This window comes from Streptomyces capparidis, from assembly GCF_054782095.1.
In genome coordinates this window covers 103,987-129,624 of the sequence record NZ_BAAGTD010000024.1, presented here as the reverse complement: position 1 = coordinate 129,624, position 25,638 = coordinate 103,987, and the positions used below count along the sequence as shown (strand labels likewise).

The following is a 25,638-nucleotide window of genomic DNA, read 5'->3' as shown; positions in this document are numbered from 1 at the left end:
GCCGCCCCGCCGCGGGGCCGGCGGGCCGGGCGCCGCGGCGGGCCCGGCCCGGGGCACGCGCCGGCCACCGCCCCCGCCGCTCCGCCGCCGGTCCGCTACACCCGCGCCTACACCCGTTCCCGCGCGCGCCCCGCCGACCGCACCCGCACGGCTGCGGCGTACAGCACCAGCGCGCCCGCGAACCCCGCGCCCGCGCCGAACAGCACCGTGGGGATCCATTCGTGAGCCCGCTCGGGCGCGCCGTGGGCCGCGTACCACCGCGCGCACCGGTACCCCGCCGCGGCGCAGGTCGCCGCGCCGATCGCCGTCCACGCCGCCGCCCGCGCGCCGGGGGTCAGCCGCGGCACCGCCGCGGGCTCGGCCGCCCCGGCGTGCCCGCGCAGCGCCCGCGCCGCCCACCAGGCCATGACCGCCAGCGCCAGCGCCGACCCGGCGTACTGCACCCACCAGTACAGCGGCTGCCCGGCGGTGTCCTCCCGGAGCACGGGCAGCAGCCGCACCCCCGCCCGCCCGTCGTGCGTGAACGCGTCCCATCCGACGTGGGTGGCCGCCCCGGCCGACGCCGACACCCAGAACCACCCGGCGAGCCGCGCCCGTGGCACGTCCCGCCACCGACGGCCCGTCAGCAGCGCGGCGACCGGCCCGCGCCGGCGGGAGGGCAGCAGCGCCACCAGAGGCTCCCGCAGCCCCAGCCACACCCCCACGAGCGCCGCGGTGATCAGCACGTCCACCGTCACGACCCCCCACGGACGGTGGGTGACCGACCCGAACCAAAAGGTTCCGGCCACGAGCGTGTCCGCGTAGTACGGCGCGTCGGGTGCGAAGGACCCGGCGACGAGCGCGGCGGCGAGCAGTGGTCCGCGCCCCGCTCCGTCCGGTCCGACCAGCGGCAACACCGCCGCCGCGTGGCTCAACGTGAACGGCATCGCCTCTCGGGCCCCCTGTCGCGCGGTCCGCCGGTGGGCGGTGAATTGCGCGCCCGCTCAGCGTGTCGCACCCTACCGGGTCACGAAACTGTCACCCTTGATCAGCAGAATGGTTCCTTCACGGCTTTCTCACCGCGATGGCGACTTCGCACGCTGGAGGAAGCCGGGCCCCTTGACGTAGTGTCGCGTACCAATCGCGATCCGCCGGGGGCGCGGACGCCCGCGGGTGCGGAGCGAACGAAGCGGAACGAAGCGGTATCGGGAGGGATCCGGTTCATGGCAGCGCGGTTCGGCCGTCGGCACATCGCACGTGTGCACAGAGGGGTCATGGGAACCGCGGTGGCCGCGGTCACCATGGCGGCGCTCACCGCCTCCCAGGCCCCCGGGCTCGCGACGAGCGCGTCCGCGCCGGACGGCCCGCCCCAGGGCCCGCCGATATCCGGTGACGACTCCTACTACACCGACCTCCCCCCGGTCGTGACCCCGGACAAGCCCGAGGCGTCCAACAACCTGCCGGCCGCGCCCGGGGACGAGTCCGGCACCGACCTGGGCCGGGTCACCGGCGGCCGCGGCATCCCCGCGACCGTGCTGGCCGCCTACAAGAAGGCCGAGCAGGAGCTTGCGAGCACCCAGCCCGGCTGCAACCTGCCCTGGCAGTTGCTGGCCGCGATCGGCCAGGTGGAGTCCAACCAGGCCCGCGGCGGCGACGTGCACGACGACGGCACCACCGTCAACCCGATCCGCGGCCCCCAGCTCAACGGCAACGGCTTCGCGGCCATCCTGGACACCGACAACGGCGCCTACGACGGCGACACCGCCTACGACCGCGCCGTCGGCCCGATGCAGTTCATCCCCTCCACCTGGGCGGTGTGGGGCACCGACGCCAACGGCGACGGGAAGCGGGACCCGAACAACGTCTACGACGCCGCCATGTCCGCGGGCCGCTACCTGTGCGCGGGCGGGCGCGACCTGTCCGTCGAGTCCCACCTGGACGCGGCGATCCTCGGCTACAACCACTCCGAGGCGTACCTGCGGACCGTCAAGTCCTGGCTGGAGTACTTCAGGTCCGGCACCCACCAGATCCCGGACAACCCCGGCAGCCCGGTGCCCGACCCGACCCTGTCCACGGAGCCGTCCGCCGGAGACGGCAAGGACAAGGACAAGAACACGGACGGGAAGGGCGGCAAGGGCACCGGCGGCAAGGGCGAGGGCGACAAGGAGACTCCGGGCGGCAAGCCGTCCGGCAAGCCCACCCCGACCCCGACCACCACCGGCGACGGCAGCGTCAAGCCCAAGCCCACGCCCACCAAGACCGGCGGCGGCACGGTCAAGCCCACCCCGAGCGCCACCACCCCCACCCCGCCGTGGACCCCGACCTCCCCGGCGCCCAGTTGCCCCACGCCGTCGGACTCCGCCTCGCCGTCCGAGTCGGCGTCCACGCTCCCCGAGCACAACGGCAGCCCCACCCAGGCCTCCGCGGACCCCGTCGCCGCGGCCTCGGAGAAGGCGGCGGCCTCGTCCTCCTCCTCGTCGCAGAGCCCGGACCCGTGCTCCTCCACACCCCCCGGGGACGACGAGGACGACGCGGGGGACGGCGCCCAGCAGCCCAGCTCCGGCCTGCTGCCCGCCCCCAAGCCGTAACACCCCGCGGCCCGACGGGCCGTCACAAGGCTGCCCCGCGAGGCCGGCCCCGCCCCACGGCGCGGCCGGCCTCGCCGCGTCCCGTGGTCCCAAGGCGCCCCTCCGTGCCCGGCGACGCCCGCCCGCGCCCGGGGGCGCCGCCACCGGAGTGCCCGGCCGCCGATACCCGACTGCAACGTGTTCTCATTCCACGCGCCCCTTGCTACGGTGCCCTCCACCCCGCGCCCCTCGACCGACCAGCCGTGAGCAGCACCCGCAACGGAAGGCTCGCCATGCGCGCTCTCATCGCCGCCGGGATCGGACTCGCCGCCGCCTTCGCCCTGGTCTCGCTGATCATCGCCCTGGGCACCCCGCCGGACGGCGAGACCTCGCCGAAGCCCCTGCTGACCACCGTGCCCAGCCACCCCTGACGGCGGGAGGCCACCGTGCGCCGCCGAGCCGCCCTCGTCCTGCTGTCCCTCGCCGTCTTCTTCGCGGCCACCGCCCCGATGCTGCGCTGGTACGCCTTCCCGCGCCTGGCCAAGATCCCCAAGGACCACTACCAGGAGGTCGTCCTCGTCGCCGAGAACGCCACCCTGCTCGACTACGAGACCCTCAAGCCGCGCCGGAACCAGACCGTCACCATCGTGCAGACCCTCAAGGGCAACGTGGAGGAGGCGCGGAAGGCCCGCGAGCGCACCGGCCGCGACGTGGTCGTGTGGGACGCGCTGTCCTACGTCGCCGACTCCGAGGGCGAACTGGTCTCCAAGATCCCCGAGCGGTACGTCTTCGACGCCCACACCCAGGAGCCGGTGCACGCCGCGGGCGAGCACGTGGACGGCGACCCGGTGCGGCGCCGGGGCGTGGAGTTCAAGTTCCCCTTCCTCACCCGGAAGCGGGACTACTCCTACTTCGACGCGCAGACCCGCACCTCGGCGCCCATCCGCTACAAGGGCACCCGCGACTTCCGGGGGATGGAGGTCTACTACTTCGAGCAGACCGTTCCGTGGACCGAGGTCCCCGTCCCCAAGACCCTGCCCAAGGGCTACACCTCCGAGATGGTCCGGGCGGCCAACCTCACCCGCTGGTACACCACGGTCCGGATGTTCTGGGTGGACCCGGTGACCGGCGCACCCGTCAACGGGGAGGAGAAGCACCGCGAGGAGATGCGGTTCGCCGACCCCGGACTCGAGCCGCTGGTGGCCTTCGAGGGGCATGTGAAGATGCGCGAGGACTACCTGGACCACACCGTGGACCTGGTGCGCGCCAACCGCCTGCTGGTGCTGCTGCTGATCTCCTACCTGCCGTGGGGCTTCGGGGCGGCGGCCGCCGTGCTGCTGGTGCTCTCCCTGGTGCTGGAGGCGCGCTCCCGCTCCCGCGGCGCCCCGCCGCCCGCCGGGCCCGCCCCCGCCCGCGACCTCACCGAGCAGTACACCTGAACCGGGCGGCGCCGCCCCGGTTCACTCCGCGACGCAGACGAAGACCGCCGTCCCCGGCAGCAGCCGCCCCCGCAGCGGGCTCCACCCGCCCCACTCCCGCTCCAGGCCCTCGGGCCACTCCGGCTCCACCAGGTCCACCAGGCGGAAGCCCGCCGCGACGACCTCCCGCACCCGGTCGCCCAGCGTCCGGTGGTGCTCGACGTACTCGGCGCGGCCCCACGCGTCCTGCTCCACGTACGGCCGCCGGTCGAAGTAGGAGCTCACCGCCGTCAGCCCCTCGGGGCCCGGCTCGTCGGGGAACGCCCAGCGCACCGGGTGCGTCACGGAGAACACCCACCGCCCGCCGGGCCGCAGCACCCGCCGCACCTCGCGCATCACCCGAGCGCTGTCCGCGACGAACGGCACCGCGCCGTACGCCGAGCAGGCGAGGTCGAACGCCCCGTCCCGGAACGGCAGCGCCGTCGCGTCCGCCTGCACCAGGCAGACCCCGCCGGCGCCGTCCTCCGCCCCGGCCCCGGAGTCGATCCTCCGCGCGTGCCGCAGTTGCGCGAGGGACAGGTCGAGCGCCACCGGCCGCGCCCCCCGCGCCGCCAGCCACCGGGAGCACTGCGCGGCCCCGGCGCCCACCTCCAGGACCGCCTTCCCCTTCAGCGCCTCCACCGGTCCGAGCAGCCCGGCCGCCTCCTCGTCGAGCCCCTCGGGACCCCAGACGAACCGGTCGTCGCCGAGGAAGCCGCCGTGCTCCCGCTGGTAGTCGTCCGCGTTGCGGTCCCACCAGCTCCGGCTGGCGCGGCTGCTCTCCACGGCCCCCGCGGGCCGCCTGGTGGCCTCGGGTTCGGATCCTTGGTTCATGGCGCCCGTCGTCGTACTCTGTGGTCTTGACCTGTCGCCGAGCGTGTCCTCCGGGGTCGCCCCGCCCGATTGCGGGTGGTCCGTCCTCAGGCGTGCCTCTTGACGCATTGACCCTGCTCGGCCGTCCCCGTATGCTACAAGTTGCGCTGCGGGCCTGCGCGCCTCGGACGGAGCAGGTCGCGCTCGCATCTGTTGTAGACCCCTCGGTTGTTGGGGCGGAAGCAGAGAGTTCGGGCACATCCGCTTGAATCCTCGGGAAAACCGCCTCGTGGCTGTCCGGCTTCGGCAGTGCGATTCGGGCTCACGGCGTAGCAGTACCTACGACTCACTTGTCCGCACCGGAGCCCTTTCCCACATGACGAGCAGCACCGAGGCCACTCGAACCACCCCGCAGGTGGCGGTCAACGACATCGGTTCCGAGGAAGCCTTCCTCGCCGCGATCGACGAGACGATCAAGTACTTCAACGACGGCGACATCGTCGACGGCGTCATCGTGAAGGTCGACCGGGACGAGGTCCTGCTCGACATTGGTTACAAGACCGAGGGCGTCATTCCCTCGCGCGAGCTCTCGATCAAGCACGATGTCGACCCGAACGAGGTCGTCGCCGTCGGCGACGAGATCGAGGCGCTTGTCCTCCAGAAGGAGGACAAGGAAGGCCGCCTGATCCTGTCCAAGAAGCGCGCCCAGTACGAGCGCGCCTGGGGCACGATCGAGAAGATCAAGGAAGAAGACGGCATCGTCACCGGTACCGTCATCGAGGTTGTCAAGGGTGGTCTCATCCTTGACATCGGCCTGCGCGGCTTCCTCCCGGCCTCCCTGGTCGAGATGCGCCGCGTCCGCGACCTCCAGCCGTACGTCGGCAAGGAGCTCGAGGCCAAGATCATCGAGCTGGACAAGAACCGCAACAACGTGGTCCTGTCCCGCCGCGCCTGGCTGGAGCAGACCCAGAGCGAGGTCCGCCAGACCTTCCTCACCACCCTCCAGAAGGGCCAGGTCCGCTCCGGCGTCGTGTCGTCGATCGTCAACTTCGGCGCGTTCGTCGACCTCGGCGGCGTCGACGGTCTGGTGCACGTCTCCGAGCTCTCCTGGAAGCACATCGACCACCCCTCCGAGGTTGTCGAGGTCGGCCAGGAGGTCACCGTCGAGGTCCTCGACGTCGACATGGACCGCGAGCGGGTCTCCCTGTCGCTGAAGGCGACGCAGGAGGACCCGTGGCAGCAGTTCGCCCGGACCCACCAGATCGGCCAGGTCGTCCCCGGCAAGGTCACCAAGCTGGTGCCGTTCGGCGCGTTCGTCCGGGTGGACGAGGGCATCGAGGGCCTGGTCCACATCTCCGAGCTGGCCGAGCGCCACGTGGAGATCCCGGAGCAGGTCGTCCAGGTCAACGACGAGATCTTCGTCAAGGTCATCGACATCGACCTCGAGCGCCGTCGCATCAGCCTCTCGCTGAAGCAGGCCAACGAGGCGTTCGGCGCGGACCCGTCCGCCGTCGAGTTCGACCCGACCCTCTACGGCATGGCCGCGTCCTACGACGAGCAGGGCAACTACATCTACCCCGAGGGCTTCGACCCCGAGGCGAACGACTGGCTGCCCGGCTACGAGAAGCAGCGCGAGGAGTGGGAGCGCCAGTACGCCGAGGCGCAGACCCGCTTCGAGCAGCACCAGGCCCAGGTGGTCAAGGCCCGCGAGGCCGACGCCGAGGCGGCCGGTGAGCCCGGTGGCCAGGGTGGCCAGGGCGGCGGCGGCTCGTACTCCTCGGCCTCGGACGACAGCTCCGGTGCCCTGGCGTCGGACGAGGCGCTCGCCGCGCTCCGCGAGAAGCTGGCCGGCGGCCAGAGCTGACGCCGGCGCCGCACGGCGACACGCAGCGGTACGAACGGAAGGCCCGTCCCCTCGGGGGCGGGCCTTCCGCCGTCGCTGCCACCGCGGTGGAGCCGGCGTGGAGCGGGCCGGCAGGCCGGGTGGGGGCGCCCCCGCCCGGCGCTCGGGAGACGGTCAACCCCTCAGGCCACCCCCGCGCGCGCCCTCCCGCGCCGGGGCAGGTGGTGTTCACGGGCGGTGGGCGGGCAGGACGGAGCGCGAGTGGCGGGGAATGCTCACGCCACGCCATGTGTTGTCACGCGGAGGCGAAAAGGAGATGGTGCACGTGCGGGACACAGCAGACCTCTACGCGTTCGACCCCGAGGGACTGGCGGCGGCGGACGCCTCCGCCACGGCCGAGTCCGACGGACTGGTGCTCCTCTTCCACCTCCAGGGGTTCATCGACGCGGGCAAGGCCGGCCACCAGGTGGTGGAGCACATCCGCGACGGCTTCCCCGGCACCCCGGTGGCCCGGTTCGACGTGGACCGGCTGATCGACTACCGGGCGCGGCGCCCCCCCATGCTCTTCCGCCGCGACCACTGGGCCACCTACGAGGCGCCCGAGCTGGAGCTGCGCCTGGTGGACGACTCCACCGGCACCCCGTTCCTGCTGCTGTCCGGGCCGGAGCCGGACGTGGAGTGGGAGCGCTTCGCGGCCGCCGTGCGCGGTCTGGTGGAGCGCCTCGGGGTGCGGCTGACCGTGAACTTCCACGGCATCCCCATGGGCGTGCCGCACACCAGGCCGCCGTCCCTGACCGCCCACGGCAACCGCAAGGACCTGCTCGCGGGCCACCCGGCGCTGTTCGACGAGGCCGAGGTCCCCGGCAGCGCCCAGGCCCTGCTGGAGTACCGGCTCGCCGAGGCCGGCCACGACGTGGTGGGCTTCGCCGTGCACGTTCCGCACTACCTGGCCAACGCCACGTATCCGCCGTCGGCCCTGGCGGTGCTCGAGGCGGTCACCTCGGCGACCGGCCTGGTGCTGCCCGCGCCCGGGCTGGCGGAGAACAGCGAGAAGGTGCGCGCGGAGATCGACCGGCAGATCGCCGTGGACGACGGGAGCCTCACCTCGGAGATCCAGCTCATGGAGAGCCGCTACGACGCGATCACGGGCCCGGCGGGCCGGGACAGCCTGGCCGCCGAGGCCGACAACCTGCCCTCGGCGGACGAGCTGGCCGCCCGCTTCGAGCAGTTCCTGGCCGAGCGGGAGAACGAGAACTGAGGCGGGTGCCGGCCCCCGGGACCCGCCCGGCTAGGGTGGGTCCATGCTGCGAATCGGCCTCACCGGTGGCATCGGCGCGGGCAAGAGCGAGGTGTCCGCGCTCCTGGTGTCCCACGGGGCGGTCCTGATCGACTCGGACGTGATCGCCCGCGAGGTCGTCGCCCCGGGCACCCCCGGCCTGGCCGCCGTCGTCGCCGAGTTCGGCGAGGGGATGCTCGCCCCGGACGGCTCCCTGGACCGGCCCAGGCTGGGCTCCGTCGTCTTCGGCGACCCCGAGCGCCTGCGGGCCCTCAACGGCATCGTCCACCCCTTGGTGCGGGCCCGCTCGGCCGAGCTGGAGGCCGCCGCGCCGAAGGACGCGGTCGTGGTCCACGACGTGCCCCTGCTCGCCGAGAACGGGCTGGCCGGCCTCTACGACGTGGTCGTCGTCGTGGACGCCTCCCCGGGGACCCAACTGGACCGCCTCACCCGCCTGCGCGGCATGCCCGAGCAGGACGCCAGGGCCCGCATGGCCGCGCAGGCCACCCGCGAGGCCCGGCTGGCCGTCGCCGACTACGTGATCGACAACGACGGCCCCCTGGAAGCCCTGGAGCCGCAGGTCCGCGCCCTGTGGTCGCGGCTCGCCGCCCGGGCCGCCCCGGACGGCGACGGCACGGACCCCGGCGACTCAGGCACCGGCGACCGCTAGCCCGGGCCGCGGCGTCGCCCGGGTGCGCCGCCCGCGGTAGTGCGCCGCCAGCACGGCGAGCGCCGGCCCCCACAGCAGCAGCGGCGCGTAGGCGAGCGTCATCACCCAGTACGCGAGGCCCTGCGGGGCGTCGGGCGAGCCCATGTTCTCCGGGCTGTTCCAGCCCACGGCCCCGAGGGCGCCCAGCAGGATGAGCACCGCCGCCCCGAGCCCGGCCGGGACGACCGCGGCCGGGACCGGGACCCGCCGCCCGCCGAGCACCGGCAGCCACCGGGGGAACACCTCGCCCCACGGCCGGACCAGGCCCAGGGCCAGCAGCCCCAGCCCCTCGGCCACCAGCGTCAGCGTCACCATGTAGACGCTCAGCCCGGCGCTGATCCGGCTCGGGTGCAGGTCCGAGGCGGCGCCGAAGCCGAGGGGGACGTGGCAGGCCAGCGCCAGCCGCCACAGCCCCGAGGGCAGCGGGGCCAGCGCGGCGACACGGGCGAGGCGGACCGCCCAGCGGGGCGGGGCGGGTGTCGCGGGGGCGACGGTCACGGGGGACTCCTTCGGAGGCGGGGCCGGGGACGGCCGCGGCGGGAACGGCTCAAGACTTCCCGGACCGCCGCCCGCACCGCGTCGCACTCCGGTCGCCGGTTCGCCTCCCGCCGTCCGACCCGGGTCGCACCCCCCGTCCCCCCGGAGGGGTACACCGGCGCGTGTGCCCCGGCGGCCGCCCTCTCGGATAAACCTTCGAAGAATGTCGAACAGGGCTGCTACGGTACGGCGCGTGGCGACGAAACTCAGTCAGATCATCGCGATCGAAAAGGGCGTCAAGACCAAGGCGCAGCAGGACGTGGCGGCCGAGCAGGGCAAGCTCGCCAAGCCCGCGCTGCTCTCCGGCATCTCGCGCACGTACCAGCCCAAGGACGAGGAGGGCGAGCAGCTTCCGCCGGAGTCCACCCGGGTGCAGGTCAAGGCCGAGGAGGTGCTGCGGGTCACCGCCGCCACCCTGACCCGCCTGTTCGACGTCACCGCCACGAAGGACTGGGCGAACTGCACGGCCCGCGCCGACGTCACGGTGGAGGGCCGCGCCCTCCTGCGCGACGTCCCCGTCTCGTACCTGCTCTTCCTGGAGAAGCAGCTCGCCGACCTGAACGGCTTCCTGCGCCGCCTGCCGGTGCTGGACGCCGCGGAGTCGTGGAACCTTGACCCGTCCACGGACTGCTGGAAGACCGAGGTGGTGCGCACGGTGCGCACCAAGAAGGTGCCGCGCAACCACGTCAAGGCGGAGGCCACCGACAAGCACCCGGCGCAGGTCGAGGTGTACTACGAGGACATCCCCGTCGGGTACTGGTCCACGGTGAAGTTCTCCGGCGCGCTGCCCGCCCGCCGGGTCAACGAGCTGCTCGACCGGGTGGAGAAGCTCCAGCAGGCGGTGAAGTTCGCCCGCGAGGAGGCCAACGCGGTGGAGGTCACCGACCAGCGGGTCGGCGAGGCGGTGTTCGGCTACCTGTTCGGATGACGTTCGGGTAGCCTCATGAACTCCCCGGTGGCCTGTGTGCCGCCGGGGTGCGCGAGGAGCGCAAGCTGAAACTGAAGCTCGTCGTGATCAAGCGGTCCCGGTGCGGGGTTCGATTCCCCGCCGTCCGGCCCAGTGTGCCGGGCGTGGCCCAAAGGCAGAGGCAGGCCGCCTCAATCTCAGACTCTCGCTCCAGACTCAGCATTCGCCGCCGATCGCCGGAACGACGGGCGCGGGCCCGGCCGTCGAATGGGGGTTCGACTCCCTCCCGCTCAGCTCGATGGGCGGTAGTTCAAAGGAAGAACGCGACGGCATCAGACTGACCCGCCGACCCCGACCACCCCGGCGTGCCCACACAGGCGGACACCGGGGCCCGGGAGCTGGCTACGCTCCCGGGCCCGCTCCGCCGCTCCGCCCGGCGGGGGACGGGCGTCACTCGCCCGTCGTGCCGTCCACGGCCTCCCGGATCAGGTCGGCGTGGCCGTTGTGGCGGGCGTACTCGTCGATCATGTGGCTCAGCACCCAGCGCAGCGCGTGCCGCTGCCCGGTGGCGGGGTTGGTCCCCACCGCCTCCAGGGGGCGCCCGGCCACCACGCGGCGGGAGTGCGCGACCTGGGCCCGCCAGACGGCGAAGGCGGCCGCACCGGTGGCGGAGGCGATGTCGTTGAAGTCCTCGTCCGCGTCGTCGGTCGCGGTGAACAGCTCGGGCGGGGCCTCACCGGCCATGATCACCTGGAAGTACCACCGCTCGACCCCGGCCAGATGCCGCACCAGGCCCACCAGGGTGAGGTTCGAGGTGGGCACCGCGCGCAGGCGCAACTGCTCGTCGGACAGGCCCGCGCACTTGCGCACCAGGGTGTCGCGCTGCCAGTCGAGGAAGGTGAGCAGCACCGATCGCTCGTCGGCCGTGGGCGCGAGCGCGAAGCGTCCGTCAGACATGGGCGGATGGTAGCGGCCCTGGTCGGGCACCGGGCTCCGGCCCGCGGGAACGGCGCGGGCGGAGGCCGCGTTCGACGCATAGATAACTGGCCCCAGCTTCGCTCAACGTGACAACGCGAACCCCGGCGGCACCCGGCCCCGCGCCGCGACCCCGCCCCCGCCGCCCCACCCGCGACGCCCACCCCGGCCACCCGCCCCGCCGCCCCCGCCGAACCCGAGGCGGCAGGGCGTCGCGTCCGACGCCCCGCCGCCTCACCCGGTCACCCGATCCGGCGGGGCTACGGCCTGTACCGCAGCGGCACGCAGAACAGGTTGAACGCGTTGATCAGCGACACCTGGGCGGCCAGGTGGCCGAGCTCGCTCTCGTCGGGGAACCGGCGGCGCAGCTCCTCCCACAGCTCGTCGCCGACGTCCTCGCGGCGGGTGACGGCCTCGGTGTAGGCGAGCGCCGCCCGCTCCCGCGCGTCGAACAGCTCGGACTCCTTCCACACGGGCAACTGGTCGAGCCGCTCCTGGCGCTCGCCCGTGCGGCGGGCCTCGCCGCTGTGCATGTCGACGCAGTACACGCAGCCGTTGAGCTGCGAGGCCCGCAGCTTGACCAGCTCGCGCACGGTGCCGTCCAGCGGGCTGTTGCGGATGGCGGCGTCCGCCTGGCGGAAGCCCTGGTACGCCTCCGGGGCGGTCTCGCCGAGGTTCAAACGGGGCACGGTGTTCCCTCTCCTTCTGGCCGGTGTCCCCGGCCGGTCGTCAGGGAGACGAGACGGCCCGCCCGGGTGTGACAGCCTCCGGCGGAGCGGTGCGCAGGTGGGCGAGCTTGCCGGGGGAGAGGACCCTGCGGTACGCGGTGATCAGACCGTCCCGGACGTCGAAGGTGTCCACGGAGTACACGCCGCCCTCGCGGTGGAAGACCAGCGCGGGCTCCCCGCCGACCTCCACGAGGTCGATGCGGTCGGGGCGCCACCTGCGGCCGACCCGCACCATGACCTCGGCGGCGAGCAGGCCGCCGCGGATGGGCCTGCGGGCGGCGTGGGCGTCGCGGCCGCCGTCGGTGACGTAGACGGCGTCCGGGTGCAGCAGCCGCACCAGCCCGGCCAGGTCCCCGGCCTCGTAGGCGGCCTTGAACGCGGTGAGCACCCGCTCCTGCTCGGCGCGCGGGGCCCGCGGCAGCGACGTCCGCGCGCGGGCCACCTTGCGCCGGGCCCGCGAGGCGAGCTGCCGGGCGGCGGGCACCGAGCCGCCCAGCACCTCGGCGATCCGGCCGTGGGCGAACCCGAACACGTCGTGGAGGACGAAAGCGACCCGCTCGGGCGGGCTGAGCTCCTCCATCACCAGCAGCATGGCCGTGCCGACGGACTCGTCCACCAGCACCGGCTCCGCCGCGTCGGGGCCGGTCAGCAGCGGCTCGGGCAGCCACGGCCCGACGTAGCTCTCGCGGCGCACCCGCGCCGACCGCAGGATGTCGTAGGCGCGCCGCGCCGCCACGGTGACCAGCCAGGCCCGCAGATCGCTGACGCCGCGCAGGTCGGCCCCGGCCGCCCGCAGCCACACGTCCTGGGCCACGTCCTCGGCGTCGGCCACGCTGCCGAGCAGCCGGTACGCCACGCCGAACACCGCGGGGCGGTGCTCCTCCCACTCCTCGTCGAGCATGCGACGCGCCTTCCCTCGTCCCCTCGTCCCGGCGGCCCGCCGTCCCAGCAGCCGCCCACCGGATGACAAGTCAGGCCCGGCGGCCGGTGTTCCCGCGAGGGGAGTCCGTTCCGCCGGGCCTGCCGTGCGCCGCGTCCCGTCCCCACGGACGCGGCGCCGCGGGGCCGCCCCGCTCCGCTGCCGGGCGGCCCCGGACCGGTGGGGGCCGTCAGGGAGCCGTCACATGTGGACGACCGGCGCCGCGTCCGGGTCGGTCTTCGGCACGCCGCGGCGGTAGAGCAGGAAGCTGATCACCAGACCGGCGGCGAAGAACACGCCGGACCACCAGTACACGGCGTGGTAGCTCTCGATCGCGGCCTGCGCCCGCACCAGCTCGTCGGCCGGGTTCCTCCCCTTGAGGTAGTCGTCGGCGGCGGTGGAGGCGAAGGTGCTCAGCAGCGCCGTGCCGATGGATCCGCCGACCTGCTGCATGGCGTTGAGGGCCGCCGACGCCACGCCCGCGTCGTTGGCCTGGACCCCGTAGGTGGCCAGGTTCATCGCCGGGGCCATGACCAGGCCGACGCCGAGGCCGAAGACGAGGGTGGGCGGCAGCACCTCGGAGGCGTACGAGCTGCCGATGCCGAGGCCGGTCAGCCACACCATGCCCGCCGCCGCCAGGCCCATGCCCAGCGGGACCAGGGGCTTGGGGCCGATGCGCGGCAGCAGCATGGTCGTGGACAGGGTCGCGGCGATCATCACCACGGTGATCATCGGCATGAACGCCAGGCCGGTCTCGACGGGGGAGTACTCGAGGCTGAGCTGGAGGTAGTACGTGAGGAAGAGGAACAGGCCGAACATGGCCGCGGAGGAGATGAGCATCGAGAGGAACGACGCGCCGCGGTTGCGGTCCAGCAGCACCCGCAGGGGCAGCAGCGGGTGCGCGGCCCTGGTCTGCCACCAGGCGAACGCGACCAGCAGCACGCCGCCGAGGACCAGCAGGCCCCAGGTGCCGGTGGCGGACCAGCCGTCGTGCTCGGCGTTGGAGAAGCCGTAGACGACGGAGAACAGGCCGGCGGAGACCAGCAGGGTGCCCAGGATGTCCAGCTTGGGGCGGTCGGCGGGCCTGCCGGACTTCAGCAGCGCCCAGCCGCCGACGAGCGCCAGAACGGCGAAGACCAGGTTGACGTACAGGGTCCAGCGCCAGTCGAGGTGCTCGGTGAGCAGGCCGCCGAGCAGCAGGCCGACGGCGCCGCCGGAGCCGGCGATCGCGCCGTAGATGCCGAAGGCGCGGGCGCGCTCCTTGGGCTCGGTGAAGGTGGTGGTCAGCAGTGCCAGCGCGGCGGGGGCGAGCAGCGCGCCGAAGGCGCCCTGGAGGGCGCGGGCGGTGACCAGCACCTCGAAGTTGGGGGCGGCGCCGCCGAGCGCCGAGGCCCCGGCGAAGCCGACGAGTCCGACCAGGAAGGTGATCTTGCGGCCTATCAGGTCGGCGAGGCGCCCGCCGAGCAGCAGCAGGCTGCCGAACGCCAGGGCGTAGGCGGTGACGATCCACTGCCGGTCGCTGTCGGAGAAGCCCAGGTCCTGCTGGGCGGAGGGCATGGCGATGTTCACGATGGTGGCGTCCAGGACGACCATCAACTGGGCGAGGCCGATGATCGCCAGGACCCACCATCGGTGGCGGGGGCCCTCGTCGGCGGGCGCGGACCCGACGGCGCGGAGGTCGGTGGCGGTTCCAGACATGGGGACGACTCCCTCGATACGAAACGGTTTCGTACTCGCGGCGAGCCTAGACCTCCGCTGAACGAAACGCAAACGTTTCGATGGGGCTCGCGGGAGCGGGAGGCGCGGCCGCGGGTGCGGCGGCGCGGAAACCCCGGAGGGGAGCGCGGCGGGGGAGTGCCCGCCGCTCAGCCCTCGACGCCGAGCGCGGGCAGCACCACCGCGTCGAAGTAGGCCAGCAGGTACGGCTCGTCGGCGTGCCGGTCCTCCAGCATCGGCCGGGTCAGCAGCGCGCCGGTGATCATCTCCGACAGGAAGCCGGCCGCGGGCCGGTCCGGGGCCAGCTCGCCGCGCTCCACGGCCCGGTCCAGCATCCGGTACAGCGCGTCCATCTCCGGCTGGATCAGCGTCTCGCGCATCGCCCGGCCGAGTTCGGGGTTGCGCTCGGCCGCGTGGGTGATGCCCCGCATCAGCGCGGTGTCGTCGGCCTTCTTGCACAGCCTGCGGGCGACCTCGCGCAGGTCCCCGGCGAGCGAGCCGGTGTCCACGTCCCCCGCCCGCACCGGGTGGTTGTCCCGCAGCGCGGCCACCACCAGCTCCGGCTTGCCCTTCCACTGCCGGTAGAGCGTGGCCTTGCTCGAGCGGGTGCGGGCCGCCACGGCGTCCATGGTCAGCGCGTCGTACCCCACCTCGCGCAGCAGCTCGAGCACCGCGGCGTACAGCTCCCGCTCCCGCTCGGGGGTGAGGCGTGTGCGGCGCGCCGGCCGTGCGGCGTCCGTGGTCATGGTGCGGCTCCCTGTTTGCGAAACGGTTCCGTACACTTAACGTCTCTATCGACCATAGACCACCGACGGCACACCGCGCCCGGACCGGACCGGCCACCCTCCGGCCGCCCCGGGCCGCGCCCGCCGCGCCCAGGGAGGAGACACCGTGGCACGCGGTCCGGCAGCGGGTGAACCGGCGCGCCTCCTGCGCGCCGCGGTGCGCGGAGAGGTGGACGACTCGCCGCGCCGGCGGGCCGAGTACTCCACCGACGCGTCCAACTACCGGGTGGTGCCGCGCGTGGTGGTGGCGCCGCGCGACGAGGACGACGTGCTGGCCGCGCTCGACGTCGCCCGGCGCACCGGGACGCCGGTGACCTGCCGGGGCGGCGGCACGTCGATCGCCGGGAACGCGATCGGGCCCGGGATCGTCCTGGACTTCTCCCGCCACATGAACGCCGTCCTCGCCCTGGACCCGCGCGAGCGCACCGCCCGCGTCCAGCCCGGCGTTGTGCTCGCCGACCTCCAGCGGGCCGCCGCCCCGCACGGGCTGCGGTTCGGGCCCGACCCGTCCACCCAGTCCAGGGCCACCCTCGGCGGCATGATCGGCAACAACGCGTGCGGGCCGCACGCGGTCGCCCACGGGCGCACCGCCGACAACGTCGAGTCGCTCACCGTCGCCGACGGCACCGGGCGGGTGTTCACCGCGGCCAGGGGCCTGGACCCGGTGCCGGGCCTGGACGCGCTGGTCGGCGGGGCGCTCCGGGTGCTGCGCACCGAGTTCGGGCGCTTCTCCCGGCAGGGGTCCGGCTACGGCCTGGAGCACCTGCTGCCGGAGCGCGGCCGGGACCTGGCCAAGGCCCTGGTGGGCACCGAGGGCACCGCGGGCATCGTGCTCGGCGCCACCGTGCGGCTGGTCGAGGAGGCCCCCGCCCGGGCGCTGCTGGTCCTCGGCTACCCCGACATGGCGAGCGCCGCCGACGCCGTGCCCGCGCTGCTGCGGCACCGCCCGCTCGCGGTGGAGGGCCTCGACGCGAGGCTGGTGGACGTGGTGCGGCGGCACCGCGGCGCGAACCGGGTGCCGGGGCTGCCCCGGGGCGGCGGCTGGCTGATGGTGGAGGCCGGCGGGGCCGACGCCGGCGAGGCCGCCGCCGCGGCGCTGGCCATGGCCGCGGACGCGGACGCGCTGGAGCACCGCCTCCTCCCGGCGGGCGAGCAGGCCACCGCGATGTGGCGGATCAGGGAGGACGGGGCGGGGCTCGCCGGGCGCACCGCGCGCGGCCGGCAGGCGTGGCCCGGCTGGGAGGACGCCGCGGTCCCGCCCGAGCACCTGGGCGCCTACCTGCGCCGGTTCGACGCGCTGCTGGCCGCCCACGACGTGACGGGCGTGCCGTACGGGCACTTCGGCGACGGCTGCGTCCATGTGCGGATCGACCTGCCGCTGGAGGCGGACGGGGCGGCCCTGCGGGCGTTCCTGCGGGACGCCGCCGCCCTGGTGTCCGAGTACGGCGGGTCGCTGTCCGGCGAGCACGGCGACGGGCGCGCCCGCGGCGAGCTGCTGCCCCTGATGTACTCCCCGGGCGCCCTGGCCCTGTTCGGCCGCTTCAAGGCGCTGCTCGACCCGGACGGGCTGCTCAACCCCGGGGTGCTGGTGGACCCCCGGCCGGTGGACGCCGACCTCAGGCGCCCGGCCGCCGCCCCGCTGCCCCAGCCGCACCGCCTCGGGCTGCGCGCCGACGACGGCAACCTCACCAGGGCCGTCCACCGCTGCACCGGCGTGGCCAAGTGCCGGGCCGACACGACGGCGGCGGGCGGCTTCATGTGCCCGTCCTACCTGGCCACCCGGGACGAGAAGGACTCCACCCGGGGCCGCGCCCGGGTGCTCCAGGAGCTGGCGAACGGCACGCTGGTGCGCGGCTGGCGGGCGCCGGAGGTCCGCGAGTCGCTCGACCTGTGCCTGTCGTGCCGGGCGTGCGGCAGCGACTGCCCGGCCGGGGTGGACATGGCGGCGTACAAGTCGCTGGTGCTGCACCGGGCGTACGCCGGGCGCCCGCGGCCGGTCAGCCACTACACGCTGGGCCGGCTGCCGCGGTGGACGCGCCTGCTCGGCCGGGTCCCCGGGGCGGTGCCCGCGGCCAACGCGGTGCTGGGCCGCCGGGGCGCGGCCCGGGTGCTGCTGCCCCTCGCGGGCGTGGACGGGCGGCGCCGGGTGCCGCGCCTCGCGGCGGAGCCGTTCACCCGGTGGTGGCGGCGGGAGGGGGGCGGCGACGGCGGGGCGGGCGCCCCCGTGGTGCTGTGGGCCGACACCTTCTGCGACGCCTTCGCCCCGGGGGTGCCCCGGGCCGCGGCGAGGGTGCTGCGGGACGCGGGCTTCGCCGTCACCGTGCCCGACCGGACCGCCTGCTGCGGCCTGACCTGGATCACCACCGGCCAGTTGGACGCGGCGCGCCGGCGGCTGGCCCGGCTGGTGGACGTGCTGGCGCCGCACGTCGCGGCGGGCGCGCGGATCGTGGGCCTGGAACCGTCCTGCACCGCCGTGCTCCGCTCCGACCTGCCCGACCTGCTCGGCGACGACCCCCGGGCCCGCGCCGTCGCCGGGGCCACCCGCACCCTCGCCGAGCTGCTCACCGAGGCCGGGGACGCCTGGCCCCGCCCCGACCTGACCGGGACGCGGGTGCTCGCCCAGCCGCACTGCCACCAGCACGCCGTCATGGGCTTCACCGCCGACCGGGAGCTGCTCACCGCGCTCGGCGCACAGGTCACCACCCTGGCGGGCTGCTGCGGCCTCGCCGGGAACTTCGGCATGGAGCGCGGCCACTACGAGCTGTCCGTGGCCGTGGCGGGCAACGCCCTGCTGCCCGCGCTGCGCTCGGCCGCCCCCGGCACCGTCCTGCTCGCCGACGGCTTCTCCTGCCGCACCCAGGCCGCCGACCTGGCCGGGGCGCACGGCGTGCACCTGGCGGAGCTGCTCGCGGGGGAGCGCGGCTGAGGGCGGGCCGGAGCCGCCCCGGCGCGGCTGGCGGGCCGTCCGGGGGCGGCGGCGGGCGCGCGCCGGGTCCCGGCGGCCGACACGGACCGGCCCCGGTTGTCAGTGGGGAGTCGTACCGTGGTGGCGTGCGACCCACCACAGACATCGAACGCAAGGTGGCGCCCTTCCAGGTCGTCAGCCCCTACCAGCCCTCCGGCGACCAGCCGCAGGCCATCGACGAGCTGGAGCGCAGGATCCGCGCCGGCGAGAAGGACGTGGTCCTGCTCGGCGCCACCGGCACCGGCAAGTCCGCGACCACGGCCTGGATGGTCGAGCGGCTCCAGCGCCCCACCCTGGTGATGGCGCCGAACAAGACGCTGGCCGCCCAGTTGGCCAACGAGTTCCGCGAGCTGCTCCCGCACAACGCCGTGGAGTACTTCGTCTCCTACTACGACTACTACCAGCCCGAGGCGTACGTCCCGCAGACGGACACCTACATCGAGAAGGACTCCTCCATCAACGAGGAGGTGGAGCGGCTGCGCCACTCCACGACGAACTCCCTGCTCACCAGGCGCGACGTGATCGTGGTGGCGTCCGTGTCCTGCATCTACGGCCTGGGCACCCCCCAGGAGTACGTGGACCGGATGGTCCCGCTGCGCGTCGGCCAGGAGATCGACCGGGACGCGCTGCTGCGCCGCTTCGTCGACGTCCAGTACACGCGCAACGACCTGGCGTTCACCCGGGGCACCTTCCGCGTCCGCGGCGACACCATCGAGATCCTCCCGGTCTACGAGGAGCTCGCCGTCCGCATCGAGATGTTCGGCGACGAGATCGAGGCGCTGTCCACGCTGCACCCCCTCACCGGCGAGATCGTCACCGAGGACGAGCAGCTCTACGTCTTCCCCGCCTCCCACTACGTGGCGGGCCCCGAGCGCATGGAGCGGGCGGTCTCCGGCATCGAGCGGGAGCTGGAGGAGCAGCTCGCCCGCATGGAGAAGCAGGGCAAGCTGCTGGAGGCGCAGCGGCTGCGCATGCGCACCACCTACGACATCGAGATGATGCGGCAGATCGGCACCTGCTCCGGCATCGAGAACTACTCGCGGCACATCGACGGCCGCGACCCCGGCACCGCCCCGCACACGCTGCTCGACTACTTCCCCGAGGACTTCCTCCTCGTCATCGACGAGTCCCATGTCACCGTGCCGCAGATCGGCGCCATGTACGAGGGCGACGCCTCCCGCAAGCGGACCCTGGTGGACCACGGGTTCCGGCTGCCGTCCGCCATGGACAACCGGCCGCTGAAGTGGGAGGAGTTCCTGGAGCGCATCGGGCAGACGGTCTACCTGTCCGCCACGCCCGGCGCCTACGAGCTGTCCCGCTCGGACCGGCCGGTGGAGCAGATCATCCGCCCCACCGGCCTGGTCGACCCCCAGGTGATCGTCAAGCCCACCGAGGGCCAGATCGACGACCTGGTGCACGAGGTGCGGGTGCGGGCCGAGAAGGACGAGCGGGCGCTGGTCACCACCCTCACCAAGAAGATGGCCGAGGACCTCACCGACTACATGCTGGAACTCGGCATCCGGGTGCGGTACCTGCACAGCGACATCGACACGCTGCGCCGGGTGGAGCTGCTGCGGGAGCTGCGCGCGGGCGAGTACGACGTCCTGGTCGGCATCAACCTGCTGCGCGAGGGCCTGGACCTGCCGGAGGTGTCGCTGGTCGCCATCCTCGACGCGGACAAGGAGGGCTTCCTGCGCTCGGGCACCTCGCTGATCCAGACGATCGGCCGCGCGGCGCGCAACGTCTCCGGCCAGGTCCACATGTACGCGGACCGGATCACGCCCGCGATGGAGAAGGCCATCGAGGAGACCAACCGCCGCCGCGAGAAGCAGATCGCGTACAACACCGCGCACGGCATCGACCCGCAGCCGCTGCGCAAGAAGATCGGCGACATCCTGGACTCCATCGCCCGCGAGGACGCGGACACCGGCGAGCTGCTCGGCAGCGGGCGCCAGCAGTCGCGGGGCAAGGCACCGGTGCCCGGCCTGTCGGCGAAGGCGGGCGCGAAGCGCAAGGACGCCAAGGGCCTGCCCGCGGAGGAGCTGACCGAGCTGATCGAGGAGCTCACCGCGCGGATGCACACCGCGGCGTCCGAGCTCCAGTTCGAGGTCGCGGCCCGGCTGCGGGACGAGGTGGGCGAGCTGAAGAAGGAGCTGCGCCAGATGAAGGAGGCGGGAGTCGCCTAGCGGCGGCCCGCCGGGGACGGGGGCGGCCGGGCCCGGACCGGCGCTCCCGCCCCCGGGCCGGATCGTTTCCGCGCCCGCGCCCCCGCCCGCCGCGGCGGGCGCTCCGCCGGCGGGTGAAACCTCGCGTGTCCGCTCCCGCGTGTGTCTCAACAGGGCCACAATGGCGACCCGACGCGACGCGTTGTCGGCGGCACTGCGTAGGGTGCCTTGCAACCGCAGTGGCGGGTCCGGCCGCGTGGCCGGTGGTGCACATCTCCATGGCGTGACAACGAACATGGCAGTTCTTCGAGGAGGGGACAGCGCGTGACGGTCAACCTGGCCAAGGGCCAGCAGATCAGCCTTCAGAAGTCCGACGGGGGCACGCTCAACGTCGTGCGGATGGGGCTGGGCTGGAAGGCCGCGCCCCGCCGCGGGCTGTTCGGCAGCCGGACCCGCGAGATCGACCTGGACGCCTCGGCGATCCTGTTCGCCGACGCCCAGCCGGTGGACGTCGTGTTCTTCCAGCACTTGGTGAGCGACGACGGCTCGGTGCGGCACACCGGCGACAACCTGGTGGGCGGCGCCGGCGGCGGCGGGGACGACGAGTCCATCCTGGTGGACCTCCAGCGCGTGCCCGTCCACATCACCCAGATCTTCTTCACGGTGAACTCCTTCACCGGGCAGACCTTCCAGGAGGTGCAGGACGCCTTCTGCCGCCTCATCGACGAGAGCAACGGCCAGGAGCTGGCCCGCTACACCCTCACCGGCGGCGGCCAGTACACCGCCCAGGTGATGGCGAAGGTGTTCCGCTCGGGCAACGGCTGGCAGATGGCGGCCATCGGCGCCCCGGCCAGCGGCCGCACCTTCCAGGACCTGATGCCGGCGATCGCCGCTCACCTGTAGGCCCGTCAGGGCCTCGGCAGGCGGCGGGCGGATCGGCCGGCGGTGCGCGGCCCCCACACCGGGGGCCGCGCACCGCCGCACCCGCACGCGACACGACGCAGCAGCTCACACGCAGAGCAGGAACGAACAGGGGGACCACGATGAGCGCCGAGTTGGCCCGGGGGCAGAACCATCCACTCCCGGACAACCGCCTGGAAGTGAGGATCTCGACCGGGCAGCCGGTCATCTCCGGGGTGACCCTCGGTGACGACCAGGGCAAGGTGCGGGGCGTGGAGTGGGTCGCGCACCCGGGCTCGCCCAAGCTGCCGGGCGTGGAGGTCTCCCGGCAGGCGGCGGCCGACCACCGGCTCGCCGTGGACCTCGGCGCGCTGCCCGACGGCGTGCACTGGGTCAACGTGCTGCTGGCCCTGCCGCCGGCGGAGGGCTCCCCGCTGCGCTTCGGCGCGGTGTCGGCGCCGTTCGTGGCGATCACCGGCCTGGACGGCGCCGAGATCGCCACGTACACCATGACGGACCTGGACCAGGAGTCCGCCGTCGTCGCGATCGAGCTGTATCTGCGCCGCGGCCAGTGGAAGGTGCGCGCGGTCGGCCAGGGCTACGCGGGCGGCCTCGAGGCCATGCTGCGCGACCAGGGCCTGCCGGAGGCGACGTCGCTCGCGGCCACGATCAACGACGCGATCGCCCGCGGCCTGGCCCGCTCGGTGGCGCCCCCGCCGCCGCAGGCCGAGGGCGACAGGGCGCGCAGGGCCGCCACGGTGGCCGGGAACGCCGCGGGCGGCGCGGGCGCGGCCGTCCCGCCGACGCCCCCCGCGACCCCGCCCGCCCCGCCGGTCCCGCCCGCCGCGGACCCGGCCGGCCGGCTCAACTACCAGCACCCGCGCCGCGCCTCCGTGGCGCCGCCCGCCCCGCCGGAGCCGGCCCCGGTGCCCGCCGACCCCTCCCAGCCCGTGGCGGGCAACGCCTCCGGCTGGACGATGGAGGAGCGCCTGTACAACCAGGTGTGGGGCATGTTCGAGGACATGGCCCGCACCACGGCCGCGTACCGCAGCGCCGTCGACTTCGCCCAGTCCCGGCTCGACCAGGAGCTGGACCGGGTGCTCGCCGACCCGGCGAGCCGGGTGGGCTCCGCCGCCGACACCGCCCGCGCCACCGCGCGGGCCAGGCACGACGAGCTGGTGGCGCAGGCCAAGGCGTCCCTGGACCGGGACGTGGCGCAGATCGCGGCGGAGGCGGCCGTGGTCGAGCCCGCGCTGCCGCCGCCGTTCGCCTCCTGGGACAGCGCCGTGTGGCGGAACTTCCAGGTGACCATGGAGACGCCCATGGCGGTGCGCCTGGGCGACCTGCACCTGCCCGAGCACCCGGAGCTGCGCATCCCCATGCTGGTGCGGCTGCCGCTGGAGCGCGGCCTGTGGATCGACAGCGGGCGCTCGCCGAACACACCGATGACGGTGGACTCCGAGCAGGCCAGGAGGCTGGCGATGGAGGTGGCGGTCGCGCTGGCCGTCCGCGTCATGGCGGCCTACCCGGCGGGCGAGTTCACGGTGCACGCCATCGACCCGGCGGGCACCGGCGCGCACGCGCTGGCGCCCCTGGTGAACAGCGGCGTGCTGAAGGAGCCGGTCGCGACCGGCGCCGCGGGCGTCACCGCGATGATCGCCAAGCTGGTGCAGCGGGTGGACCTGGTGCAGATGGCCGTGCGCGGCGGCGCCTCCGACGCGCTGCCGTCCCACCTGGACCTCAGCGAGCAGTTGCTGATCGTCAACGACTTCCCCTACGGCTTCGACGACCGCGTGGTCACCCAGCTCCGCTACCTCGCCGACGAGGGGCCCCGGGTGGGCGTGCACCTGATGATGGTGGCCGACCGGGAGGACGCGCGGGCGTACGGCCCGGTGCTGGATCCGCTGTGGCGGGCCCTCATGCGGCTGACCCCGACCCCGGACGACCACCTCGCCGACCCGTGGGTGGGCCACGCCTGGACGTTCTCCCCGCTGCTCCCGGCGCCGGGCAGCCAGGTGCTGCACCAGGTCGGCGCCCGGGTGGCGGCGGCGCGGCAGGCGTTCGGCAGGTAGGCGTCCGGCAGGCGGGCGCCGGGGCGTGTCCGGCGCCCGTGGGCACGACGGTGAGGGCGGCGGCCCGGCCCACGGCCCGCCGCCCGCAGCCGTTCCGCACGGACGGGGGCGCGGTGCCCGAGCGCGGCACCCCGACAGCGGCGCCCGATCGCACATCCGTTCGAAATGTGATCGAACCAGCCGCCCTGTCCTGCGCCACCTCTTTGCCATCTCTTGGTCTTCATATACAGTTCTTTACGCGGAGGGGAGTACTCCTTTAGCGGAGGACCCGTCATCACGGCTCCGGCGGCCCGCGAGGCCGCCCGGAGCCCGGGTTCCCGGCCCCATGCCCCATCGGCCCAGCGGGTGGAAGAGACCTCCGGCAGCGATCCCGGGCGGACACGACGTGTCCCCCGTGATCCCGCTGACGTTGCCAACGCCCGCAACTGCCGGAGGAGCAGTGGACGTTTCCCTGACTGTATGGATCGCGACCGTGGTCGGCCTGTGCGCGCTGATCGCCGTCGACTTCTTCATAGGACGCAAGCCGCACGAGGTCTCCATCAAGGAGGCCGGTATCTGGACGGGCGTGTGGGTGGCGCTCGCCGTGCTGTTCGGCATCGGGCTCGCCGTGTTCGCCGGCGGCCAGCCCTCGGGTGAGTTCTTCGCCGGCTTCATCACCGAGAAGTCGCTCAGCGTGGACAACCTGTTCGTCTTCGTGCTGATCATGGCGAAGTTCTCGGTGCCCACCATCTACCAGCAGCGGGTGCTGCTGATCGGCGTGCTGATCGCGCTGGTGCTGCGGGCGGGCTTCATCGCCGCGGGCGCCGCCATCGTCAGCAACTTCGCCTGGGTCTTCTACATCTTCGGCGCGTTCCTGATCTACACCGCCTGGAAGCTGATCCAGGAGGCGCGCGCGGACGAGGAGGACGAGGCCTACGAGGAGAACCGCCTGCTGAAGGCGATCGAGAAGCGCGTTCCGGCCACGGACCAGTACCACGGCACCAAGCTGTTCATCAAGAAGAACGGCAAGCGGCTGATCACGCCGATGATGATCGTGATGCTGGCGATCGGCACCACCGACGTGCTGTTCGCGCTGGACTCCATCCCGGCGATCTTCGGTCTCACCCAGGACCCGTACATCGTCTTCACCGCCAACGCCTTCGCGCTGATGGGTCTGCGGCAGCTCTACTTCCTCATCGGCGGGCTGCTGAAGAAGCTGGTCCACCTCTCCTACGGCCTGTCGGTGATCCTCGGCTTCATCGGCGTGAAGCTGGTGCTGCACGCCCTGCACGAGTCCGGGGTGCACGTGCCGGAGATCAGCATCCCCGTCTCGCTCGGCGTCATCTGCACCGTCCTGGCCGTCACCACGGTGACGAGCCTGCGGGCCACCCGCCGCGCCGAGGCCCAGCAGGCCGTCGAGGCCGCGCCGGAGCCGGGCGCGGACGAGGGCGAGAAGGAGCCCGCCGCGCGGTAGCCGCGGCGGCCGGGGAAGCGACCCCCGCGAAGAGAGGGGCCCGCACGGGAGCGCCACCCCGTGCGGGCCCCGCCGCGTGCCCGGCCGTCACCAGCCCCGGGCGCGCCACTCGGGCAGATGGGGCCGCTCGGCGCCCAGGGTGGTGTCGTGGCCGTGGCCCGGGTACACCCACGCCTCGTCCGGCAGCACGTCGAACAGCTTGGTCTCCACGTCCTGGATGAGCTGCGCGAACGCCTTCGGGTCGCGGTGGGTGTTGCCGACTCCGCCGGGGAACAGGCAGTCCCCGGTGAACACGTGCGGGTGGCCCTGCGGGTCGTCGTAGACGAGCACGACGCTGCCGGGGGTGTGGCCCGCCAGGTGCCGCGCGGTGAGCTCGGCCCGGCCGACCCGCACGGTGTCCCCGTCCTCCAGCGGCACGTCCGTCGGCACCGGGATGCCCTCGGCGTCGAAGCGCCCGGCCAGGGTGCGGGCGCCGGTGGCCTCCACCACCTCCGCCAGCGCCTGCCAGTGGTCGCCGTGCCGGTGCGTGGTGACCACCGAGGCCAACCCGTCGGGGCCGATGACCCGCAGCAGCGTCTGCGGCTCGTTGGCCGCGTCCACCAGCATCTGCTCGCCCGTCTCCCGGCAGCGCAGCAGATAGGCGTTGTTGTCCATCGGACCCACCGCGACCTTGGTGATGATCAGATGGGCCAGCTCGCGGACGTCGGGTGGCCCGCCGACTCTCACCTGTCCGTGGTACGCCATCGCGGTGTCCCTTCGTGGTCGTCGTCGCCGGCTGCCGCCGGCCGGTGCCGGATCGTTCAGTGGGTCGCGCGTGGTGATCGTAGACGGCGGCGGGCCCCTGCGGGCCGTACGGGCGGCGCGGGTCGGCC

General features: G+C 73.9%; 21 protein-coding genes. 12 read left to right on the top strand and 9 right to left on the bottom strand.

Annotation, left to right across the window (positions count from 1 at the left end):
* Positions 1-107: 107 nt before the first annotated feature.
* Positions 108-926 (bottom strand): DUF4184 family protein, encoded by an 819-nt coding sequence (locus ACYVO2_RS20435; protein WP_461009347.1) that lies wholly within the window; start codon positions 924-926, stop codon positions 108-110.
* 327 nt (positions 927-1,253) lie between these two features.
* Between ACYVO2_RS20435 and ACYVO2_RS20430 the strand changes: the two genes are divergently transcribed.
* The 3 genes from ACYVO2_RS20430 (at position 1,254) to ACYVO2_RS20420 (ending at position 3,985) form a co-directional block, all read left to right on the top strand.
* The gene (locus tag ACYVO2_RS20430) at positions 1,254-2,567 is read left to right on the top strand and encodes a lytic transglycosylase domain-containing protein (RefSeq protein ID WP_461009346.1); all 1,314 of its coding nucleotides are present in this window, start codon (positions 1,254-1,256) and stop codon (positions 2,565-2,567) included.
* A 242-nt stretch (positions 2,568-2,809) separates the two neighbouring features.
* Positions 2,810-2,977 carry an SPW_0924 family protein gene (locus tag ACYVO2_RS20425; protein ID WP_461009345.1) on the top strand — a complete coding sequence of 56 codons (168 nt, stop codon included), beginning with the start codon at positions 2,810-2,812 and terminating at the stop codon, positions 2,975-2,977.
* Positions 2,978-2,992: 15 nt separating this feature from the next.
* On the top strand, positions 2,993-3,985 hold the full coding sequence (locus ACYVO2_RS20420; protein WP_461009344.1) for a PorA family protein: 993 nt from the start codon (positions 2,993-2,995) through the stop codon (positions 3,983-3,985).
* A gap of 21 nt (positions 3,986-4,006) precedes the next feature.
* Here ACYVO2_RS20420 and ACYVO2_RS20415 read toward each other — a convergent pair whose 3' ends face one another.
* The gene (locus ACYVO2_RS20415) at positions 4,007-4,837 is read right to left on the bottom strand and encodes a class I SAM-dependent methyltransferase (protein WP_461009343.1); all 831 of its coding nucleotides are present in this window, start codon (positions 4,835-4,837) and stop codon (positions 4,007-4,009) included.
* 355 nt (positions 4,838-5,192) lie between these two features.
* On the opposite strand from ACYVO2_RS20415, the gene rpsA reads away from it, so the two are divergent.
* The 3 genes from rpsA (at position 5,193) to coaE (ending at position 8,605) form a co-directional block, all read left to right on the top strand.
* A complete protein-coding gene (gene rpsA / locus ACYVO2_RS20410; RefSeq protein WP_461009342.1) occupies positions 5,193-6,680 on the top strand; it encodes a 30S ribosomal protein S1 in 1,488 nt (495 codons plus the stop codon).
* A gap of 304 nt (positions 6,681-6,984) precedes the next feature.
* Entirely contained in the window at positions 6,985-7,917 is a 933-nt protein-coding gene (locus ACYVO2_RS20405; RefSeq protein WP_461009341.1) for a proteasome assembly chaperone family protein, read from the top strand.
* Between the two features lie 43 nt (positions 7,918-7,960).
* Positions 7,961-8,605: a dephospho-CoA kinase gene (coaE, locus tag ACYVO2_RS20400; protein ID WP_461009340.1), complete on the top strand. Its 645-nt coding sequence runs from the start codon at positions 7,961-7,963 to the stop codon at positions 8,603-8,605.
* Here coaE and ACYVO2_RS20395 read toward each other — a convergent pair.
* Positions 8,585-9,142, bottom strand: a complete 558-nt coding sequence (locus tag ACYVO2_RS20395; protein ID WP_461009339.1) for a hypothetical protein — start codon at positions 9,140-9,142, stop codon at positions 8,585-8,587. The genes coaE and ACYVO2_RS20395 overlap by 21 nt on opposite strands.
* A 232-nt stretch (positions 9,143-9,374) precedes the next feature.
* On the opposite strand from ACYVO2_RS20395, the gene ACYVO2_RS20390 reads away from it, so the two are divergent.
* The gene (locus ACYVO2_RS20390) at positions 9,375-10,109 is read left to right on the top strand and encodes a DUF7873 family protein (RefSeq protein WP_461009338.1); all 735 of its coding nucleotides are present in this window, start codon (positions 9,375-9,377) and stop codon (positions 10,107-10,109) included.
* 429 nt (positions 10,110-10,538) lie between these two features.
* On the opposite strand, the gene ACYVO2_RS20385 is transcribed toward ACYVO2_RS20390, so the two are convergent.
* The 5 genes from ACYVO2_RS20385 to ACYVO2_RS20365 form a co-directional block, all read right to left on the bottom strand.
* The gene (locus tag ACYVO2_RS20385) at positions 10,539-11,045 is read right to left on the bottom strand and encodes a DinB family protein (protein WP_461009337.1); all 507 of its coding nucleotides are present in this window, start codon (positions 11,043-11,045) and stop codon (positions 10,539-10,541) included.
* A gap of 278 nt (positions 11,046-11,323) precedes the next feature.
* Complete coding sequence (locus ACYVO2_RS20380; RefSeq protein WP_461009336.1) at positions 11,324-11,752, bottom strand: carboxymuconolactone decarboxylase family protein; 429 nt, start codon at positions 11,750-11,752, stop codon at positions 11,324-11,326.
* Positions 11,753-11,792: 40 nt separating this feature from the next.
* Complete coding sequence (sigJ, locus tag ACYVO2_RS20375) at positions 11,793-12,692, bottom strand: RNA polymerase sigma factor SigJ (RefSeq protein ID WP_461009335.1); 900 nt, start codon at positions 12,690-12,692, stop codon at positions 11,793-11,795.
* A gap of 219 nt (positions 12,693-12,911) precedes the next feature.
* Positions 12,912-14,408 carry an MFS transporter gene (locus ACYVO2_RS20370; protein ID WP_461009334.1) on the bottom strand — a complete coding sequence of 499 codons (1,497 nt, stop codon included), beginning with the start codon at positions 14,406-14,408 and terminating at the stop codon, positions 12,912-12,914.
* A 167-nt stretch (positions 14,409-14,575) separates the two neighbouring features.
* Complete coding sequence (locus ACYVO2_RS20365) at positions 14,576-15,172, bottom strand: TetR/AcrR family transcriptional regulator (protein ID WP_461009333.1); 597 nt, start codon at positions 15,170-15,172, stop codon at positions 14,576-14,578.
* Between the two features lie 145 nt (positions 15,173-15,317).
* Here ACYVO2_RS20365 and ACYVO2_RS20360 point away from each other — a divergent pair, with 145 nt between their 5' ends.
* The 5 genes from ACYVO2_RS20360 to ACYVO2_RS20340 all read left to right on the top strand — a co-directional run bounded on the left by ACYVO2_RS20360 (position 15,318) and on the right by ACYVO2_RS20340 (position 24,766).
* Positions 15,318-18,137: an FAD-binding and (Fe-S)-binding domain-containing protein gene (locus ACYVO2_RS20360; protein ID WP_461009332.1), complete on the top strand. Its 2,820-nt coding sequence runs from the start codon at positions 15,318-15,320 to the stop codon at positions 18,135-18,137.
* 125 nt (positions 18,138-18,262) lie between these two features.
* The gene (uvrB, locus tag ACYVO2_RS20355) at positions 18,263-20,362 is read left to right on the top strand and encodes an excinuclease ABC subunit UvrB (RefSeq protein WP_461009331.1); all 2,100 of its coding nucleotides are present in this window, start codon (positions 18,263-18,265) and stop codon (positions 20,360-20,362) included.
* A 303-nt stretch (positions 20,363-20,665) separates the two neighbouring features.
* On the top strand, positions 20,666-21,244 hold the full coding sequence (locus ACYVO2_RS20350) for a TerD family protein (protein ID WP_461009330.1): 579 nt from the start codon (positions 20,666-20,668) through the stop codon (positions 21,242-21,244).
* 140 nt (positions 21,245-21,384) lie between these two features.
* Positions 21,385-23,313 (top strand): TerD family protein, encoded by a 1,929-nt coding sequence (locus ACYVO2_RS20345; protein ID WP_461009329.1) that lies wholly within the window; start codon positions 21,385-21,387, stop codon positions 23,311-23,313.
* 439 nt (positions 23,314-23,752) lie between these two features.
* Positions 23,753-24,766 (top strand): TerC family protein, encoded by a 1,014-nt coding sequence (locus tag ACYVO2_RS20340; protein ID WP_461009328.1) that lies wholly within the window; start codon positions 23,753-23,755, stop codon positions 24,764-24,766.
* A gap of 87 nt (positions 24,767-24,853) precedes the next feature.
* Here the strand turns inward: ACYVO2_RS20340 and ACYVO2_RS20335 are convergent, their stop codons facing one another.
* A complete protein-coding gene (locus ACYVO2_RS20335; protein WP_461009327.1) occupies positions 24,854-25,510 on the bottom strand; it encodes an MBL fold metallo-hydrolase in 657 nt (218 codons plus the stop codon).
* Between the last annotated feature and the right edge of the window lie 128 nt (positions 25,511-25,638).

Bases quoted from the DNA above. Each gene is read 5' to 3' on its own strand.
- ACYVO2_RS20435 (WP_461009347.1), bottom strand. From the start codon at position 926: ATGCCGTTCACGTTGAGCCACGCGGCGGCGGTGTTGCCGCTGGTCGGA.
- ACYVO2_RS20430 (WP_461009346.1), top strand. From the start codon at position 1,254: ATGGGAACCGCGGTGGCCGCGGTCACCATGGCGGCGCTCACCGCCTCC.
- ACYVO2_RS20415 (WP_461009343.1), bottom strand. From the start codon at position 4,837: ATGAACCAAGGATCCGAACCCGAGGCCACCAGGCGGCCCGCGGGGGCC.
- rpsA (WP_461009342.1), top strand. From the start codon at position 5,193: ATGACGAGCAGCACCGAGGCCACTCGAACCACCCCGCAGGTGGCGGTC.
- coaE (WP_461009340.1), top strand. From the start codon at position 7,961: ATGCTGCGAATCGGCCTCACCGGTGGCATCGGCGCGGGCAAGAGCGAG.
- ACYVO2_RS20385 (WP_461009337.1), bottom strand. From the start codon at position 11,045: ATGTCTGACGGACGCTTCGCGCTCGCGCCCACGGCCGACGAGCGATCG.
- sigJ (WP_461009335.1), bottom strand. From the start codon at position 12,692: ATGCTCGACGAGGAGTGGGAGGAGCACCGCCCCGCGGTGTTCGGCGTG.
- ACYVO2_RS20370 (WP_461009334.1), bottom strand. From the start codon at position 14,408: ATGTCTGGAACCGCCACCGACCTCCGCGCCGTCGGGTCCGCGCCCGCC.
- ACYVO2_RS20365 (WP_461009333.1), bottom strand. From the start codon at position 15,172: ATGACCACGGACGCCGCACGGCCGGCGCGCCGCACACGCCTCACCCCC.
- ACYVO2_RS20345 (WP_461009329.1), top strand. From the start codon at position 21,385: ATGAGCGCCGAGTTGGCCCGGGGGCAGAACCATCCACTCCCGGACAAC.
- ACYVO2_RS20335 (WP_461009327.1), bottom strand. From the start codon at position 25,510: ATGGCGTACCACGGACAGGTGAGAGTCGGCGGGCCACCCGACGTCCGC.